The 14,278-nt window shown below is 60.9% G+C and carries 14 protein-coding genes; 7 read left to right on the forward strand and 7 right to left on the reverse strand.

The features are described from left to right. Positions 1 to 154 precede the first annotated feature (154 nt). Complete coding sequence (gene bamA, locus ACFXS9_RS06015) at positions 155 to 2,500, forward strand: outer membrane protein assembly factor BamA (protein ID WP_392686112.1); 2,346 nt, start codon at positions 155 to 157, stop codon at positions 2,498 to 2,500. Here the strand turns inward: bamA and ACFXS9_RS06020 are convergent. Genes ACFXS9_RS06020 through ACFXS9_RS06030 form a run of 3 tightly spaced genes read right to left on the reverse strand, consistent with a single transcriptional unit; the run spans position 2,481 to position 3,872 of the window. Then, positions 2,481 to 3,056, reverse strand: a complete 576-nt coding sequence (locus tag ACFXS9_RS06020; RefSeq protein WP_392686115.1) for a DUF6456 domain-containing protein — start codon at positions 3,054 to 3,056, stop codon at positions 2,481 to 2,483. The two genes, bamA and ACFXS9_RS06020, sit on opposite strands and share 20 nt — an antisense overlap. A gap of 46 nt (positions 3,057 to 3,102) precedes the next feature. After that, a complete protein-coding gene (locus ACFXS9_RS06025) occupies positions 3,103 to 3,249 on the reverse strand; it encodes a hypothetical protein (protein ID WP_392686118.1) in 147 nt (48 codons plus the stop codon). A gap of 20 nt (positions 3,250 to 3,269) precedes the next feature. After that, positions 3,270 to 3,872, reverse strand: a complete 603-nt coding sequence (locus ACFXS9_RS06030; protein ID WP_392686121.1) for a GcrA family cell cycle regulator — start codon at positions 3,870 to 3,872, stop codon at positions 3,270 to 3,272. 57 nt (positions 3,873 to 3,929) lie between these two features. On the opposite strand from ACFXS9_RS06030, the gene ACFXS9_RS06035 reads away from it, so the two are divergent. The 3 genes from ACFXS9_RS06035 to ACFXS9_RS06045 all read left to right on the forward strand — a co-directional run bounded on the left by ACFXS9_RS06035 (position 3,930) and on the right by ACFXS9_RS06045 (position 6,385). Next, positions 3,930 to 4,568 carry a helix-turn-helix transcriptional regulator gene (locus ACFXS9_RS06035; RefSeq protein ID WP_392686123.1) on the forward strand — a complete coding sequence of 213 codons (639 nt, stop codon included), beginning with the start codon at positions 3,930 to 3,932 and terminating at the stop codon, positions 4,566 to 4,568. A 169-nt stretch (positions 4,569 to 4,737) separates the two neighbouring features. Further along, positions 4,738 to 5,013 carry a hypothetical protein gene (locus tag ACFXS9_RS06040; RefSeq protein WP_057844512.1) on the forward strand — a complete coding sequence of 92 codons (276 nt, stop codon included), beginning with the start codon at positions 4,738 to 4,740 and terminating at the stop codon, positions 5,011 to 5,013. A 196-nt stretch (positions 5,014 to 5,209) separates the two neighbouring features. Further along, complete coding sequence (locus ACFXS9_RS06045) at positions 5,210 to 6,385, forward strand: OpgC domain-containing protein (RefSeq protein WP_392686126.1); 1,176 nt, start codon at positions 5,210 to 5,212, stop codon at positions 6,383 to 6,385. Positions 6,386 to 6,422: 37 nt separating this feature from the next. Here the strand turns inward: ACFXS9_RS06045 and ACFXS9_RS06050 are convergent, their stop codons facing one another. Further along, positions 6,423 to 7,517, reverse strand: coding sequence for a glycoside hydrolase family 3 N-terminal domain-containing protein (locus ACFXS9_RS06050; protein ID WP_392686129.1), 1,095 nt, complete (start codon positions 7,515 to 7,517; stop codon positions 6,423 to 6,425). 294 nt (positions 7,518 to 7,811) lie between these two features. Here ACFXS9_RS06050 and ACFXS9_RS06055 point away from each other — a divergent pair, with 294 nt between their 5' ends. From ACFXS9_RS06055 to ACFXS9_RS06065, 3 genes are read left to right on the forward strand one after another with little or no spacing between them, the layout of a single operon-like run. Next, positions 7,812 to 9,293, forward strand: coding sequence for a DUF4173 domain-containing protein (locus tag ACFXS9_RS06055; RefSeq protein WP_392686132.1), 1,482 nt, complete (start codon positions 7,812 to 7,814; stop codon positions 9,291 to 9,293). A gap of 35 nt (positions 9,294 to 9,328) precedes the next feature. Then, positions 9,329 to 10,033, forward strand: a complete 705-nt coding sequence (locus ACFXS9_RS06060; RefSeq protein WP_392686135.1) for a response regulator transcription factor — start codon at positions 9,329 to 9,331, stop codon at positions 10,031 to 10,033. Next, the gene (locus ACFXS9_RS06065; protein WP_392687288.1) at positions 10,033 to 11,622 is read left to right on the forward strand and encodes an ATP-binding protein; all 1,590 of its coding nucleotides are present in this window, start codon (positions 10,033 to 10,035) and stop codon (positions 11,620 to 11,622) included. Before ACFXS9_RS06060 ends, ACFXS9_RS06065 begins: the two co-directional genes overlap by 1 nt. A 93-nt stretch (positions 11,623 to 11,715) precedes the next feature. Here ACFXS9_RS06065 and ACFXS9_RS06070 read toward each other — a convergent pair whose 3' ends face one another. The 3 genes from ACFXS9_RS06070 to ACFXS9_RS06080 all read right to left on the reverse strand — a co-directional run bounded on the left by ACFXS9_RS06070 (position 11,716) and on the right by ACFXS9_RS06080 (position 14,226). Further along, positions 11,716 to 12,558, reverse strand: coding sequence for an aldo/keto reductase (locus tag ACFXS9_RS06070; RefSeq protein WP_392686138.1), 843 nt, complete (start codon positions 12,556 to 12,558; stop codon positions 11,716 to 11,718). A 236-nt stretch (positions 12,559 to 12,794) separates the two neighbouring features. Continuing rightward, complete coding sequence (locus tag ACFXS9_RS06075; RefSeq protein ID WP_392686141.1) at positions 12,795 to 13,835, reverse strand: aliphatic amidase; 1,041 nt, start codon at positions 13,833 to 13,835, stop codon at positions 12,795 to 12,797. A gap of 43 nt (positions 13,836 to 13,878) precedes the next feature. After that, positions 13,879 to 14,226, reverse strand: a complete 348-nt coding sequence (locus tag ACFXS9_RS06080; RefSeq protein WP_392686144.1) for a zinc ribbon domain-containing protein — start codon at positions 14,224 to 14,226, stop codon at positions 13,879 to 13,881. Positions 14,227 to 14,278 lie beyond the last annotated feature (52 nt).

The following is a 14,278-nucleotide window of genomic DNA, read 5'->3' on the forward strand; positions in this document are numbered from 1 at the left end:
ATTGCGACAATTCTGAGAAAATCGGCATTAACAGAAGGCGTCTAAATTGTGGCGCGTCGCGAAAGACTCGCCCGCAACTCACCTTATCCCAGACATTTTTTCGCCCCGCGCGGGCAATTCGATCTCAGCCGATTAACTGGGAGTCCGGCGGGACGTGGAGATCACACGCATCACGCAGCGCAACCGATCGTTCCGATCCGGGGCGGCGGTTTGCCGGCTTGCCGGCGCCCTCGGCTTGATCTTCGCGACGCCGGTCGTCACCGAAGCCGCGCCGCCATCGCAAGATACGATCATCGTCGAAGGCAACCGCCGCGTCGACGCCGAAACCGTACGCTCACACTTTCACGCAAGCCCCGACGGGCATTTCGATGACGGGGCGCGTGATGCGGCGCTGAAAGCACTGATCGCAACCGGTCTGTTCGAGAAAGTTTCCATCGAACGCGCCGGTGATCGGCTTGTCGTGCATCTGTCCGAAGCGCCTGTACTCGACCGCGTCGCATTCGAAGGCAACAGGAAAGTCAAGGACGCCGACCTCGCCGCCGCCATCGAATCGAAGCCACGCGGTTCGCTGCAACGCGCCACCGTGCAGTCCGACGTTGGCCGCATCATCGAGGCCTACCGGCGTGTCGGCCGCGCCGAGGTCAGCGTCGATCCGCAAATCATCGACCGCGGCAACGGCCGGGTCGACCTGATCTATGCCGTAACGGAGGGCGCAAAGACTCCGGTACAGCGGATCGATTTCACGGGCAACAAGGCCTTCGGCAAGCGACAGCTCAGTGCCGTAATCAAGACCTCCGCCACCCATATGCTGAGTTTGCTGACCGGCGGTAACGTCTACGATCCCGACCGCGTCGCGCAAGACCAGGAACAGCTACGGCTCTACTACCGCAGCAAGGGTTACGCCGATGTCCGCATCTCATCGGCAAAGGCGGAGTATGATCCGGCGGCGAAGGGGTTCACGCTGAACTTCGCAATCGACGAAGGCCCGCTTTATCACTTCCGGGAAGTCAGCGTCGCCTGCAACGTTCCGGGAATGGACTGCGACAAGCTTCGTGGCCTTCCCACCGCCCATCCAGGCGCGGTGTTCGACGGCAGCACGCTGGACAAGACCACCGAGCTGCTAGCGATCGAAATGGCAAAGCTCGGCTATCCCTTTGCCCAGGCGACGCCGCGACTCACCCGTGATGCCGCAGCGCAACGCATCGATGTTGCCTTCGTGATCGAACAGGGGCCTCGAGCCTATGTCGAGCGGATCGAAATTCACGGCAACACGCGGACCCGCGACTACGTGATCCGGCGCGAATTCGATATCGCCGAAGGCGATCCCTATAACAAGACATTGATAGATCGGGCCGAACGGCGCCTGAAAAACTTGAACTACTTCAAGACGGTGAAAATATCGAACCGGCCGGGCTCGGCGCCGGATCATGTCATCCTCGATGTCGAGGCGGTTGACCAGGCAACCGGTGATTTCAACATCGCTGGCGGCTACTCGACTGTCGATGGTGCGCTTGTCGAGGTCAAAGTAGGCGAGCGAAATTTCTACGGCACGGGCAAGAATGTGCAGGCCACCTTCACGTACGGCCAATATGCGCGCGGCATCAACCTGGCCGCGTCCGAACCGTATTTTCTCGGCACCAAGGTCGCCGCGGGAATCGAACTTTTCGCTCGCCAGAACGACGCCAATAGCTACCAATCCTACGGCAGCAGCACCTACGGCGCGAGGCTGCAACTGGGCACGCCGATAAACGAGGAGCTCGGCGTGCAGTGGCGCTACTCGATCTACAATCAGAACATCACGCTATCACCGAACAACTCCGGCCTGATGCCTTCGTTGGCCGTCCGGCAGGCGGCCGCCGCCGGCCCGACATGGGTCTCCGCCCCTGGCAGTACGACGACCTACAGTACGCTCGACAACACAAAGAGCCCAACCAGCGGAATCAGATCGCAGCTCAGCCAGGATCTGGCCGGACTGGGCGGCGACGTAAAATTCCTGAAGACCACGGAGGACGTGCGCTATTACAAATCGCTCAATAGCGATCTGGTCGGCATGGTGCGTGCCCAGGGCGGCTACGTTACCGGCTGGGGCGGTCAGCAGGTGCCGCTGATGAACAACTTCTTCGGCGGCCCGACCATGGTGCGTGGCTTTGCCCCGAACGGATTCGGCCCACGCGACCTGACGCCGGGCACCACAATGGATAATGTCGGCGGCAGCGCCTATTGGGCAACGACCGCCGAACTGCAGAGCGCGATCCCCGGCGTGCCCAACGAATACGGCCTCAGGGCCATAGCCTTCGTCGACGCCGGCAGCGTATTCCGCTACAGCGGATCGACAGCATCGCTTCAGGTCGCCAACAAGAATGTCGTGCGCTCGTCGGTCGGTGCCGGCCTAACCTGGGCCTCGCCATTCGGCGCCTTGACCGTCGACTATGCCGTACCGTTGAGGAAGGCGGCCTATGACGTGGTGCAGCCTCTGCGCTTCAGCGCGGGAGGGTTTTGACCGGAAGGGGATGCTCGGTCGCGAACCCATACAACAGCGCCAACCGGTCGAGGCATTCGCGCAATCGCCTTGAAAAATAGTCATGCCATCGCTTGGTGCGCAGTCCCCTCCGCTCGCCGACCTGTTCCATCGTCATTCCCTGGACCAGGACGTCATGCACCAGCGCCGAGCCGTCCGCCCCAAGTTCGCGCTCGGCACGGTTCAACCGCAGCACGGCCTTGCGTTGACCCTCGGTGATCGGTTCGCGTCGCTGCCCGCCATCGACATATTCCCGGGTCGGATCGACCGCGCGCGGGCCGCGCTCTGCCTTCTCCCAGTCGCTCTGGAACGCCCTCCCCGCCTGATACTGCGCCTCATCGATCTGGCGGTGGGAATGTAACCGAGCGAGGGGGTCGTTGCGAATCGAACGCAAGGCAACGATCTTCTCGCCCGGCTCCAACGCCAGCGGGTTGTCGACCTCGACGGTTGCGACTTCGGCATTGCGTAACAAATCGCGCGACCTTCGGTCGTGCGCCTTGGCGGGATTGTACGGCTTTCGGCGTCTAGCTCTCGGCATCTGACATGCTCCTTGAAACAGTGAATTTCGGCATCGACCCGGAGTTCTATTCGGTTGATGCGCTCGATATCTCGTCGCGCAGCAATTCAGACAATTCGTGCCGGCGGCCGCAGCCCCCCGGCTGAAGTTCGATCAGCGCACGCAGGTGCGCGATCCGATGGCGGCGCGGCAGCCGTTTCAGCCTGTCGGCCAAGCATGTGACAGCAGAGTTCGTCATGCCGTCTCCAACATCCGCAGCAGAGCGGTGCTCATCGCGTGTTCGGACGGCACGACCGGGTTGCGACTCAAATGAAAATGCGGCGTGCAGTAAGCCGAACCCGGGCGACGCGGATGACCGCAGAAAGTAATGACATCACTCTCCTCATCGCCGCCATAGGGATAGCGGCAGTCACCACTCTCCAGCTCGGTCAGGGAGATATGCCTTGGCTCGATCGCCGCGCAGCGCAGCTTGAGCGGCTTGATCGCCTTAAACAACGGTACCGGCCAGACAAGGGCAGACGCCCTGGATACGCTGGCACGAGGTTCTCCGATGTCATGCAGCTTCGCCGGCTTGGTGGGCATAGACGGTTGCAGGCGATCGTCAGCTCCTAGTCCGAGGCGCCGTGCGCGCCCGAGCGCTGCACTGCGAGTGTAGAACGTATTGAATCGTGAATTGATCGCTCGCGCGGCCTCCGAATAGCTCATGCCTTTGGCAAGAAATTCCCGCAGCGCGTCCGAGTGCTCGGGCGCCCAGTTCGACAGTTCCATCTTGTTGTCCTTGCTCTTGTCAACGCCGCCCGACGCCGGCAATTTCTGATATTCCGAAATGAAAGTCAAGCTTGATTTCTGATAATCGGAACTGCTATTGTTTCTGAAATTCGGAAAGGTGTGATCATGCTAGACATCAGGTTGATCGAGCGGGGCCTGGAGAAGCCGGGCAAGACCAAGGGCGGGCTGGCCGCCGCGATGGGCGTTCGCCCCGGCGCGGTTTCCGAAATCCTGTCCGGGATACGGTTGATCAAGGCGTCGGAAATCGCGCCGATCATCGAATATCTCGAACTGAATTCGGTGCCGATCATGGGTCGGGTGGGCGCCGGCGCCTCGATCGAGCCGGAACATGAGCAGGTGCCGCCGGAAGGCCTCGGCGAAGTCGAACTGCCCTTCCCGATCGCGGAAGAAACCATTGCCTTCGAGGTGGCCGGCGATTCCATGCTGCCAAAGTACGAAAATGGCGATGTTATCGTCGTCTATCGCGAGCAGCGCCACCCGCTGTCGAGCTTTTACGGCGAGGAAGCCGCGGTCCGCCTGAAGACCGGCGAGCGTTATCTGAAGACGATCGAGCGCGGAAAATCCCCAGCGTCGGTCAACCTCACGAGCTTCAATGCCAAGCCGATCACCGGCGTAAAGCTGGAATGGATCGGCGAGATCTGCGTCACCCTGCCGAGGGGCCAGATAGAACGACTGCGCAACAAGGCGGCGGCCCGCTCGCGCAAGGCAGCAAGGGCGGCCGGCGGACGCGCGTCGGAAAAGTAATCAGGGCAGCTTGCGCCTTCCGAATCAACAATTCCTGCTGAGGCGTGACCTTCTCGCTGACCTCGTCCGCAGTTTCTGTTTTTCGGAATTTTCGTTTGACTTATTTCCGATTTTCAGAAATACTCTTCCTCATAGATTCCGGCGCGCGGGATGGGGTCAGATCGCCAGCATGCAATATTTCGTCGTGATGATCGACTACGGCCGCCGCGGTCGCGAGGCTATCGTCGATCCGGAAATCACAAGGCGCGAGGTCATCTCCCGGGTGGCGTCGGGCGAGTATAAGAATATCAGCTTCATCCACGAAATCGCGGATTGCTCGGTCGAGGACATCACGGCCGATATTCTGAGCGAGGCGGCCCTTCCCGACATCGGCGCGACGGGCGCCGATCTGCAGGCCAGCCATTTCGATCACATCCGAGATCTGCGCAAGCACGAGCGCGCGTGATCACGTTCGGTCACGCTATTCCCTCAAAACATTGTGATTGCTGGGCGGGCTTTAATCGCCGACAACTTGCTTAATTATTCTTCGCGCAAAGTCTATTCCGGCGGTGCGGACAATCGCACTTGATTCGCGATTCGATTCCTCGGACATGTTTCGATTCCTCCGACATGTAAAGTCTTAGCTAAAAATGTATCCGTCAATGAAGGCCGAGCTCGCCGAGCGCGACCGCGATTTCCGACTCTGTCTCCTGCTTGGTATCGCGGCCTGGTTTCTCTTTCTGGATCATGTCCCGCACAATGCGGTGAGCCTGCTGACCATGCGCAACTTCGGCTTCAGCGGCGCCACCGAGCTGTTTGTATTTATCGGCGGCTACACGGCCGCGATCCTCTATGGAAAGATGATGCTGGAGCGCGGTTTCGTCGTGTCGGCGACCCGCATTTTCAAGCGCCTGTGGCAGCTTTACGCCACTTACGTCGTTTTGTTCGTGATCTATATCGAACTGATCGGATATGTCGCGCGCAGGTCCCGCGCCCCCGAACTCATCGGCGAGTTTAATGTTACGGGGATCGTCGACCATGCGATCCGGACGCTGATTCACGGCCTGCTGCTTCAGGCCAAGCCGCTCAATCTCGACGTGCTGCAACTGTTCATCGTGCTGATGGCGTTCTTTCCGATCGTGCTGTTCGGCATGATGCGGCGGCCGAACCTCACGATCGCCGGATCAATCGGTCTCTACTTCGCATCCCGCCTGCTCGACTGGAATCTGTCTTCGTTTCCGGACGGACGCTGGCATCTGAACCCGTTCTGCTGGCAGCTCCTGTTCGTGCTCGGCGCCTGGTTTGCGCTAGGCGGTATCAGACAAGTGCACGCCATACGCACCCTCCAGGGCCTCGCAATCCTGCGCGCGGCGGCATGGCTGTACCTGGTCTTTGCGCTGGTCGTCACAGTTGCAGGGAGGTCTCCGCAAGCTGGCATTGTGCCGGATTTCCTGCGCGATGCCTTTCCTTCCAACGATGGGGAGAACCTTACCCCCTACGGGGTGCTTCATTTCCTGGCGCTGGCCTTTCTCTTTACCTACATGGTGCCGCGGAGCTGGCGCGGATTCCGATGGCAGGCGCTACAGCCGATCATGAAGTGCGGCCAGGAATGGCTGGCCGTGTTCTGCGCCGGGGTATTTCTCTCGTTTGCCGCGCATCTCGTCCTGATCACGGGCCCGAATTCGCTTGCCCTGCATGTCCTGGTCAGCTTCGCCGGGATTTCGATCATGACGGGCATCGCCTACTATGTGTCGTGGTCCAAACAGCAGGATCACAAGCCCGCATTCCGGACCCGGGCAATGACGGAGCTGCCGAAGGAAGGCCGGTTCGCGAAGTAGTTCGCGCCGGCATCTTGCCTTCCTGACCCGCACCCCCTCAATCCACAGGAAACGCCCCTTTCAGCCGCGTCTCACTGTCGCCCAACATGGCGGCGTCGAGCCTGCCTTCGGCCGACGCCGCCATGGCGCAGGTGAAGATGCGATAGAACTGCGTCCCGTCGAAGGCGACCAGCAGCAGATCGACGCCGGCATTGAGCGCCTCGACCACTGCCGTGCAGACATTGCGCTGATAGATTGCTCCCATCACGAGGTCGTCAGTCATGATGACGCCGTGATAGCTCCATTTTTTGCGAATGATGCCGTCGACGACGCGTGTGGAATGTGACGCGGCGCGGTCGTTCACATAAGCTCGCGCGATCTCGGCGACGACCGCCGGATCATCGGAAATCGCGCGGCGGCCGATCAGAGTGTTGAAGTCGAACCGGTTGCGCTTCAATTCAGGTCGCAAATCGAGCACCGGCGCAAGATTCAGGGTTACACCGAGCGCCGCCAGTTCCTGCCCGTGAGTGCGCCCGAATGCCTCTGCTTTCTCGGCGCGCACATCCGGCGCCAGGCTCGCAAGCGTCGATAGCGCCGGCAGCTTGGTCAAAGGCGGCGCCAGATGTGATACGATGCCGCCTTCCTGGTCGGCCGCGACGATCAGGGGCGGCAGGCCGGCAGCGCGCCGCTTTGCCTGCACCGCCGAAATCTCCTCTTTCAGACGCGTCGCCGACGATCCCGGGACATTGTGCTTGGTGATATAGACGCCGGAGATCAGGCCCTTCTCGGCGAGAACTGAAACCTCCGGGAATGACGAGTACCCAACGATAAAATGTTTTCCAAGGCTGCGCACCTGTGCAGCATCGGTCCGCAGAACCCGTTGCTTGCGCCATTCAAACGCAGCATGCGCACCGAACATCGACAGCAATGGCAGGCACCACAGCAGTATGAGCGCCCTTCCCGCGACGCCTCTTCTCCAATAGCCGCGCCTGATGAGCAAGACGGCGACAACCACGCTCGCAGTAGCCAGAGCGATGTTTCCCGCTCCCCGCAGCGAAATCAGATAGGGATCGTTCTTGTTCGCAGCAGCGAAAACGAAGGCTATTCCAGCGAGCCAGACCAGGATCAGGCCGATACGTTTGAGACTTTGCATGAAAATGATGGGGGTTTGGGCAAGGGGATCAGACGAGACCATTGCCCGTATCAAACTTGTCTCGCCGGCGCGAGCGCATAACCGCACCTGCACGGAAACTGCAGAAAAATCCTGAACTCTTGCAGACGGCGCTCCAACCAATTGCACAACCGCGCCAGATAGTCCGTCTTGCAACTCAGCGGCGGTTATCGAATGCCTGTTCCCACAAGATTAGCTAACGACGGGTGGTGGTTATGCGAGCGACCCGCGACGGCGCTGGCTTGCAATTTTTCCCTCCAGACGGGTAGCGCAGCAATGACCGATCTCACCACGCCGGCATCCGATGCAGGCTCCGCTCAGGCGAGCCCGCTCCCGGTCAAACCCGCGATTGCCGTGGCGCTGGCGGCCCTGGCTGATTGGTTGTTCTACGGCCAACAAACCGGAATTTCCGCGGTCATCTTTGCGCTCGCGCTGGCTCTGGGCTCACTCACCGCCAATTTCGCAACGTTGAACAGAAGTCGGATGCTGCTGGCCGGCCTGCCCGGACTTGTACCGGCTATCGAGGAATTCAACGCGGCTTCTCTGGCCTTCATGATTCTGGCGCTCGGCGTTGGTCTGTTGCTGACCACCAATCTGCAAAGGTACAAGCTCAGTGAACAGGCAGGGGCGTTGTGCGATCTATTTCTGGTCGGCCCCTTCAGGTTTTTTCGGGACGCCATCGGCTTGTTCAATCTGCCGACACTGAAGACCGGTCTTACGATCTGGTTCATTCCCGTTGCCCTCGGCGGCATCTTCGTTCTTCTGCTGGTCTCGGCAAATCCATTGCTGGAGAAGTGGATCCGCCTCATGAACCCGGGCGACGCCGCCTCTTATCTGGGCCTGGGTCGGATATTGTTCTGGGCTGTGGCGCTGTCGACCATATGGCCCTTCATCCATGTCTGGTGGCGCAGCAGGATGGCGGCTTCGTCCGCCTTGGTCGAAGCGGCGGTTCTGGACCAGGCGCCGCGATCGGGCCGGATGGAGCTTTTCGGCGTCGCGACGATCCTGCGTTCGCTGGTCCTGTTCAACTTGTTGTTCGCCTTTCAAACCATCCTCGATGCGATCTATCTCTGGGGCAACGTGGCCTTGCCCGCCGATATCAGCTACGCCTCCTACGCCCATCGAGGCGCCTATCCCCTCATTGTCACGGCGCTTCTGGCGGCAGGCTTCGTTCTGGCCGCGATGAGACCAGGTGGGCCTGCCGAGCAATCGAAAGTAATCCGGCCGCTGGTCTATCTATGGGTGGCGCAGAATGTTCTGCTGGTGCTGTCGTCGATCCTGCGCCTCGATCTCTATGTCCAAATTTATCTGCTGACCTGGTGGCGCGTCGCGGCCTTCATCTGGATGGTACTGGTCGCGGTGGGCCTCGTGCTCATCGTCGCCCGCATCGTGCTGAACCGCTCGAATGATTGGCTGATCCGCGCCAACCTCATCACCCTGACGGCGACCCTTTACATCTGTTCACTGGTGAATTTCGCCGCCATCATCGCTGACTATAATGTCAACCATAGCCGCGAAGCGGGCGGCAGAGGAGTGTGGATCGACATGAACTATCTGCTATCCCTCGGGCCGCAGGCATTGCCTGCCATCGACCGGGCCATCGCCCTTCGCGGGTTCGATCCGGCCCTTGTTTCCCGCCGTAGTTGCCTTGTAGAACAGCAAGCGAAAGACACCGCTTCCTGGCGCTCCAGGGGTTTTCGGAGTTGGCGCCTCCAGCGTGCCCTGGAAGCCCAACCGAAGAGTTCGACCACAGGTTAGTTCGACTGCAAGCCGATTGCGCCGGGGAGAGACGTTTGACGCACCGCATTCTCATCGTTGACGATGACCTTCATATACGCGAGGTCATCCGTGTTGCACTAAAGAAAGCCGGAATGACCGTCTTTGAAGCGCGCGACGGCAAGGAAGCGTTGACCCGCTTTGCCGCCGACAAGCCGGATCTGATCATCCTGGATATCGGCATGCCGGAATTCGACGGCCTGGACGTCTGCCGCGAAATCAGAAAAACCTCAGACGTTCCGATCCTGTTTCTCTCCGCGCGCGACGACGAGATCGATCGCGTACTGGGCCTGGAGATCGGCGGTGACGACTATGTCACCAAGCCCTTCAGCCCGCGCGAACTCGTAGCGAGGGTAAACGTCATCCTGCGCCGCATCACCTCGCGCGGGCAGGACGCAAAGGCGTCCACTGCCACGCTGTCGCAAGGCAAGTTGTTCGTCGATCCCGGCCAGCATATTGCCGAGTTTGCGGGCAAGCCGCTGCGCCTGACGGCTATCGAGTTTGGAATCCTCAGGGCATTCCTGACACGGCCAACGCTCGTTTTCAGCCGCGAGCAGATCATGAGCGCCGCCTATCAGCTCAACATCCAGGTGTCGGATCGCACCATCGACAGCCATATCCGCAATATCCGCGCCAAGCTGTCCGCCGTTAACTGCGACAATGTCATCGAAACCATTCACGGCGTCGGCTTCAAGCTCGGGCGATGCGAGCTCCAGGCATGATGCCTCGCAAGTCTGAAAAATGGCGGCCGTCGGTAGGACAGGTCATTTTTGCCGCGCTCGCCGCTGCGGCGACACTGCCGCTGGTCGGACTATTCTTCTTCCGCCTCTATGACAACCAGCTCATTCACCAAACCCAGGCCGAGCTGATCGCGCAAAGCCGGGTGCTTGCCGCGGTCTATGCGCGAGAAGTGGAAACCCGCCTTAACGCCGGCATTGCGCTCGGCGCCGAAATTCCGCCCGAGGCGCGCCTGGGCCGGGAAGACCAGCTTACGCCGATCCGACCCGCGCTCGATCTCGCTGTCGGCGCCGACCTGCTTCGGCGGCGGCCAGACGCACTTCCAGCAAGCGCGCCCGCATCGCAACCCTATGTCGAGATCGGCTCGCGGCTGACGCCGATTATCCGAGAGACCCAGAAAGTCACGCTGGCCGGCTTCCGTATCCTCGATCCCCATGGCGTCGTGATTGCCGGCCGCGACGAGGTCGGCCAATCGCTCGCCCATATCGAGGAGATAGCCACAGCGCTCAAGGGACAATACCGGGCTGCCCTGCGGATTCGCAAACCCGACAAGCCTCCTCCTCCGATCTACTCGATCAGCCGCGGCGTCGGCGTCCACGTGTTCTCCGCAATGCCTGTTGTCGTCAATAATCGTGTCGCAGGCGTGATCTATACGTCGAGGACCCCGAGCAACATCTTCGACCACCTCTATCAGGAACGCGGCAAGTTCATTCTGGCGGCACTTGCGGTCGTTTTCGCGACCATCGTTATCGGCCTGGTATTCTCCCGCACCATCACCCGCCCGATGCGCGAGCTGGTCGATCGCGCCGCGCGCATCGGCCGGGGCGATCGCGATGCATTTCGGCCCCTCGCCCATTACGGCACGCGCGAGTTTGCCCAGTTGTCGCACAGTTTTCTCGACATGGCCGAACAATTGTCGCGGCGGTCGGATTACATCGCGACCTTCTCGGCGCACCTTACCCACGAATTGAAGTCGCCGCTCACATCGATCAAGGGTGCCGCCGAACTACTGCTGGATTCCCTGCAGAGCAAGACAGACACCCTCACCCGGATGGAGCAGAAGAATTTCATATCGAACATTCTGGGGGACACCGGGCGCCTGGAAGCCATGACCCAGCGCTTACGCGAGCTGGCGCGCGCCGAGGCCGCGCCGCAGAATGAGCAGACCGAGCTGTCGCAGGTGATTACCGGGTTGAAGAGCCGGTTTCCGACACGCGCGATCGACGCAACGGGGTGCCTGGACCGCTCGATCGGCATGTCCAGCGAAAAGGCGCTGATCGTGCTGTCGCATCTGACCGACAACGCCATCCGTCATAACGCCAAGGCCGTGCGGCTCGAAGCGGCCGACGAAAACGGATCCGTCAGGATGATAGTCAGCAATGATGGCGATCCGATCTCCGAAGCGAACCGGGAGAAGATCTTCGACGCTTTCTTCACCACGCGCCGCGACACCGGCGGCACGGGAATGGGACTCTCTATCGTCCAGGCTATCATGACCAGCCACGGCGGATCGATCCGGCTCCTGCCGTCCGACAACGGTGTCGCGTTCGAACTGCTGTTTCCGGCCGCCTGAAGTCCGTCAGACGCGCTCGATGATAATGGCCGGCGCCATGCCGCCGGCGGCAGACATCGTCACCAGCCCGCGCTTAAGATCGCGCCGGAGAGGCTACAGCATCGGCAACCCCCGCGGCTTGGGGCCGCGCGGAAAAGCCTTGTCGAGCGCGGCAATCTCGACCTCGCTCAACTTCAAGTCCCCCGCCCGCGCATTCTCGGCCGCGTGTTCCGCGCTGGAGGCTTTTGGAATCGCGAGCACCGACGCCGTGCGCGTGAGAAACGCCAGCGCGACCTGGCGCGGGGTCGCCTTGTGTGCATCGGCAATCGCCTGCAGCACCTCGCCGCCCTTGCTGCGCGGCGATGGAAAATCATTGTGGCCGAACGGCGAATAGGCGACGACGGCGACGCCATGCCTCTCGCACCACGGGATCACGGCGTGCTCGATCGCGCGCTCCTGCAGATGATAGAGCACCTGGTTGCAGGCGATCTTGCCCTCGCCTGCGATATCGACGAGTTCGTCGAGATCATCTGAATCAAAATTGCTGACGCCCCAGGAACGGATCTTTCCGCTCGTCACTAGTTCCTCGAACGCCGCCACCGTCTCCTCGAACGGATAGGAACCGCGCCAGTGCAGCAGGTAGCAGTCGAGATAATCGACCTTCAGCCGCTTCAGCGAGCGCTCGCAGGCGGTGATGGTGCCGTGGCGCGAGGCGTTGCTCGGCAACACCTTTGAGACCAGGAAGAGCATTTCCCGCGGCAGCCCCGCGATCGCGTCGGCAATCACCGGCTCAGCATCGCCATACATCTCGGCGGTGTCGATATGGGTCATACCGGCTTCGATGCCACGGCGCAGCGCAGCGATGGCCGCCTTGCGGTCGCCGCGGTCGAGATACCAGGTGCCCTGGCCGATCACGGAGACGTCGGGGCCGTTGGTGCCGAATTTTCTTGTTTGCAAGGTCGCCTCGCTTGTCAAAAGTCGCAGGCGCAGATCTTAGACGAAACGGGCTGTGATGTCTCCACAACGTCGTTCCTGCGAAAGCAGAGATCCATAACCACGAAGGTCAGATATGAAGGAAACTGCGGCCGCAGCGCCGCGCCACAATCCACATTTGTGATTGTGGGTTCCGGCTCCTGATGCGCAATTGCGCATGAGGGCCGGGACTACATTCGAATGTGTGGCACGCTGACCGGCTAGTAATTGCTCGCCGTCGCCTCGTTCGGAATCCCCTCGATCGGGCATTCGTCGGTGCCGACGGTCGAACGCGTCATCGCCTCGACCATCTCACGCGTCCCTTCGGGGTCGGCGATCCACTTCGCATAGAACTCGTAGGGACAGGCCGCGACGCCGCGCGCGCCTTCGCCGGAATTGATCATGCCGGTATAGCCACGGTGCAGCAGCTTGAAGAGATGGTTCTGCGACTGGCCGTTGCGACGCGCGTCGCGGATCAGGCTCTTCGACAATCCCGCGTACTGGATGCCGTATTCCTCCTCGCCGGTCTCGCCGAGCGTGCGGCCGTCGAAGCCAATGATCGCGGAATGGCCGAAATAGGAGTAGACGCCGTCGAAGCCTGCAGCGTTGGCGACCGCGACATAGACATTGTTGGCCCAGGCCATCGCCTTGGAAATCAGGATCTGCTGTTCCTTGGCGGGATACATGTAGCCCTGGCAGCGCACGATCAGCTCGGCGCCCTTCATGGCGCAGTCGCGCCAGATCTCCGGAAAGTTGCCGTCGTCGCAGATGATCAGGCTGACCTTCAGACCCTTGGGGCCTTCGGAAACATAGGTGCAATTGCCTGGGTACCAGCCTTCGATCGGTACCCACGGCATGATCTTGCGGTATTTCTGGACGATCTCGCCCTTGTCGTTCATCAGGATCAAGGTGTTGTACGGCGCCTTGCGCGGGTGCTCCTCGTGGCGCTCGCCGGTCAGCGAGAACACGCCCCACACCTTGGCCTTGCGGCAAGCTTCAGCAAAGATTTCCGTCTCGTCACCCGGAACCTGCGAGGCGGTCTCGTACATCTCCTTGGAGTCGTACATGATGCCGTGGGTGGAATATTCCGGGAAGATCACGAGATCCATGCCCGGAAGACCGAGCTTCATGCCGACGACCATGTCGGCGATCTTGCGGGCGTTGTCGAGCACCTCGGCCTTGGTATGCAGACGCGGCATTTTGTAATTGACGACCGCGACGCCGACCGTATCGTTGCTGGAGGAAATGTCACCGTGAAGCATTGGGATCGCCTCTTGTTCTGGTTTGAGTTGGAGGGATCGAGCCTCAGTGGCTGATCATCCAGGGGCGCGCGGTCGGAAAGCCCTTGGCGCCGCCTCTGGTCTTGGTCATGAGCCGGGCCGGCTTCTTCTTGCCGGTTGAACAGCAGCCACAGCCGGGACCGTGCGAAGCCTTGTATTCCGCTGATCTCTTCGGCGCATGGGCGCTGCGCTCGTTAGTGGCGATCGCCTTGCGCTTTTCTAATGGCATGCAGAAGAACGCCGGTGCGGTCAGGATCACGCGCGGCGATTCATTTTCGCAATTCGGACAGTCCTGCGGGTCGTCGCATTCGGCCATCGGCCGCATATCCGTGAACGGGCCGCAGTCGTTACAGAGATATTCGTAGACAGGCATCTGGTTTCCTCGCGATGTTTCATTGCAGCTCCGCGACGGATGCGGGGCGGCG

The sequence above is a fragment of the Bradyrhizobium sp. RDI18 genome (assembly GCF_043203335.1).
Lineage (GTDB): Bacteria > Pseudomonadota > Alphaproteobacteria > Rhizobiales > Xanthobacteraceae > Bradyrhizobium > Bradyrhizobium retamae.